Genomic DNA, 2,739 nt, shown 5'->3' with positions numbered 1-2,739 from the left:
TAATTGTTGTTGAGCAGGCAAAAGAGATTACAGCACTAAAAAACGACTTAGACAGACTGCACAGAGAGCGTGATAATTTTCAACAGCAGTGCAGCGCAATGGCAGAAGAAAATCTAAGGCTAATGCAGCAAATTGAAAACATTAAAACACTTTTAGATTTTGGCTCAATTGGTGAACGTGGCGATGCTTGTATGGCGATTGATGGGGGTAATTTGTAATGAAACCGAAATACGGTGAGAAATACTGTCCAATTTGTGCGCGTGTGATTGTTGCTGAAAACATAGAGGAAGTCGAAAGCGGTGAGCATGATGGTTATTTGTTTGTGCATGACGATATTGTGCATGATGACGATGATATAGATGCTTTAGCAAATGGGGTGCAATGATGAAACCATCACATTTAGAACGCATTGACAAATTAGCTGATGTTTTTATGTTGGCAAGCCTAGTGCAATTCAAATACGTTCAAACGATTAGCGAGCCAAACGATATTAATTTTATTGTCGGCTTAGCTGGTGGTTATGAAGTTTTTGGCGCACCACAGGACTATGACAATTTTATGGATAAATACATCACTTGGCTGGAGATGCGAAATTGAAACACTTAGAATCAGCACATCAACAGCAAGTCATAGAGTGGGCTAGAATGGCGAGCAGGTCAGCTAAATACCCAATGCTTGAGCTGCTGCATTGCTCACTAAACGGCGTAAAACTCACCAAAACACAGGCTGTTATTGCTAAGTCTCAAGGGATGTTGTCGGGTGTCCCTGATTTGTTTTTTGCCAGTGACTCGTGGAAAATATCAAGGTTTATATATCGAGATGAAACACGGCAGTAACACGCTAACAGAGAATCAAGAACGATTTTTACAAAACGCGGCAAATGTTGGCTTTGCTGTCTCTGTTTGTTATTCTGCACAAGAAGCAATTAAACGCATTGAAGATTATTACAAAGACTGATTAGAGGTGTTTATGTCTGATTTAGCAATCTATCGTAATGAGCAACATGCAATCATTAGAGCAATAGTTTTGATTCCTGATTATTCGTCACAATACTGGCAACAACAATATAAAAGCGGTTATGTGGAAGAATTGACAAAAAAACACAGTGATTTAGAGCGTTTATCAAAAAAGGACAGGTTGACTCAGGACTCATTGTGTTACTCAAGAATACATCGTAATTTGGCGCGTGGTGGGTTTCATGCGATGGTAGCAAAATACGCAATCAATGAAGATGAGCGCGTTAATTCTGTTAATGAGTTGGTTGAACTAATTGATTGTAAAGGTGTGGATAAAAATTTTAAGCGTTTGATAATTTGCACTTGGATTAGCAAGGATTCAAAAAGGGGATTTATGGAGCGCATTGTTGATATGTGCGATAAATCGAGAAGAAGCGTGTTTTATAAAAAGAAAATTATTATTGAGCAACTGGAGGAGTTTGAAAAGTCTGTGCTTAGTGATTCGGGTTCATTGTTAAGTAGTTATTTGCAAAAAGCCTCATAACGAGGCTAGTAATTGCGTCCATTTTTTTAAAGGCATATCGCGGTGGCTGTCAGTATCTAAAGTCATGAGCCATCTACGAATACTTACCTCTGTTGTGCCGATAATTGCAGCAGCTTGTTTTTGTGTCCATCCCTTAGACTCAATCAAGAATCTAAGGTTTAATGGTGTGTAGCCAGTTTCGGGAAAGTTTGACATAATAGTACCGCTAAGTGATGTTGACTGGCACATAGCCAGCTTAAAAAGCCCCGACTGCATATCGGGGCTTTTTCTTTATTGGTTGGCTTGTTCAGCTAAGTCAATAATTTGTTGTTTTGTTATGCCGTCACCGTTGGCTAAAATTTTTACTATTGGGTGAATACCATCCTCATTTAGCTCCAATTCCATTGCCAAAGCATAGTTATTTTCCAGTTCATCAACATCATTATGTGAGCGTAGATAGTTTTTGATTGCTTCAAGATCGCACTCATTAAAGTTTTGATAAGTGTCATCCCCATCTAAACCATAGTCTAAAACACCATTATTTTTGAATTGGAAATTTACAGAGCGGCTAGTATTTTTATCGGTAACAACATAGCCTACAACGTACTCGTTGTATTCATACGATAAATCAAGATTTACAGGCTCAAACCAGTCTTGACTATCTGCATAAAATTTAATAATTGATTGATTGCCAACATCGCAATCATGTGTCCATGCTTTTGCGTGGAAGTTTTTTCCTACATCTTCGCCAATAACGCGAGAGATTAACTTTTCTTCTGGAAGCCAAAAAGAAGGCTCAACTTTATTTAATACTTCGGTATCAACAGACAAAATAACTAATTTTTCATCTTGATGGATGATTTCAGCACCATAATTAAAATTTACAGCGTTAAAACCGTTTTTGTTTGAAGTTAAGATAGTAGCCATGATATTTGTCTCGCTAAGTAATGTTTGATTTATTAAGTAATGTTTGATTTATCAGGAGAGTTTCTGCATATCTCGTCTTGATGAATTCAGTATAGTTCATTTTTGGCACTATGTAAAGAGGTTTATTCAATTGTTTTTAATTATTTTAGAATTGATAGTGTTTGACATATTTGCACTATTGCACTATTGTTTAGCTAATCTGGTCGTTTTATTGATTAAGCAAAGGTCGCCCCAAAAGCGGCCTTTTTTTATGCCTAAAATTTGAGGTTGATATGTCTAAACCATTGTGGCTGTTAGAAGCTCAGAGACATATCGGCGTTAAAGAGATTAAAG

The 2,739-nt window shown here is 37.2% G+C and carries 7 protein-coding genes; 5 read left to right on the top strand and 2 right to left on the bottom strand.

Going from position 1 to position 2,739, the window contains the following annotated elements; all coding sequences use genetic code 11:
- The 5 genes from Q0212_RS11925 to Q0212_RS11905 form a co-directional block, all read left to right on the top strand.
- Positions 1–218, top strand: a 218-nt coding sequence (locus Q0212_RS11925) for a hypothetical protein (protein WP_297925782.1), incomplete at its 5' end; no start/stop codon positions are given.
- Positions 218–385, top strand: a complete 168-nt coding sequence (locus Q0212_RS11920; protein ID WP_297925780.1) for a hypothetical protein — start codon at positions 218–220, stop codon at positions 383–385. The genes Q0212_RS11925 and Q0212_RS11920, both read left to right, overlap by 1 nt.
- Positions 382–597, top strand: a complete 216-nt coding sequence (locus tag Q0212_RS11915) for a hypothetical protein (protein WP_297925778.1) — start codon at positions 382–384, stop codon at positions 595–597. Before Q0212_RS11920 ends, Q0212_RS11915 begins: the two co-directional genes overlap by 4 nt.
- Before the next feature lie 162 nt (positions 598–759).
- Positions 760–957, top strand: a complete 198-nt coding sequence (locus Q0212_RS11910) for a VRR-NUC domain-containing protein (RefSeq protein WP_297925776.1) — start codon at positions 760–762, stop codon at positions 955–957.
- Between the two features lie 12 nt (positions 958–969).
- Complete coding sequence (locus Q0212_RS11905; protein WP_297925774.1) at positions 970–1,500, top strand: hypothetical protein; 531 nt, start codon at positions 970–972, stop codon at positions 1,498–1,500.
- Here Q0212_RS11905 and Q0212_RS11900 read toward each other — a convergent pair.
- Positions 1,495–1,695, bottom strand: a complete 201-nt coding sequence (locus tag Q0212_RS11900) for a hypothetical protein (RefSeq protein WP_297925771.1) — start codon at positions 1,693–1,695, stop codon at positions 1,495–1,497. The two genes, Q0212_RS11905 and Q0212_RS11900, sit on opposite strands and share 6 nt — an antisense overlap.
- Positions 1,696–1,770: 75 nt before the next feature.
- The gene (locus Q0212_RS11895; RefSeq protein WP_297925770.1) at positions 1,771–2,406 is read right to left on the bottom strand and encodes a hypothetical protein; all 636 of its coding nucleotides are present in this window, start codon (positions 2,404–2,406) and stop codon (positions 1,771–1,773) included.
- Positions 2,407–2,739 lie beyond the last annotated feature (333 nt).

Source organism: uncultured Agitococcus sp. (genome assembly GCF_937920075.1).
Taxonomy (GTDB): domain Bacteria; phylum Pseudomonadota; class Gammaproteobacteria; order Pseudomonadales; family Moraxellaceae; genus Agitococcus.
This window is presented reverse-complemented; position numbering and strand designations above follow the sequence as displayed.

Bases quoted from the DNA above. Each gene is read 5' to 3' on its own strand.
- Q0212_RS11920 (WP_297925780.1), top strand. From the start codon at position 218: ATGAAACCGAAATACGGTGAGAAATACTGTCCAATTTGTGCGCGTGTG.
- Q0212_RS11895 (WP_297925770.1), bottom strand. From the start codon at position 2,406: ATGGCTACTATCTTAACTTCAAACAAAAACGGTTTTAACGCTGTAAAT.
- Q0212_RS11905 (WP_297925774.1), top strand. From the start codon at position 970: ATGTCTGATTTAGCAATCTATCGTAATGAGCAACATGCAATCATTAGA.
- Q0212_RS11900 (WP_297925771.1), bottom strand. From the start codon at position 1,695: ATGTCAAACTTTCCCGAAACTGGCTACACACCATTAAACCTTAGATTC.
- Q0212_RS11915 (WP_297925778.1), top strand. From the start codon at position 382: ATGATGAAACCATCACATTTAGAACGCATTGACAAATTAGCTGATGTT.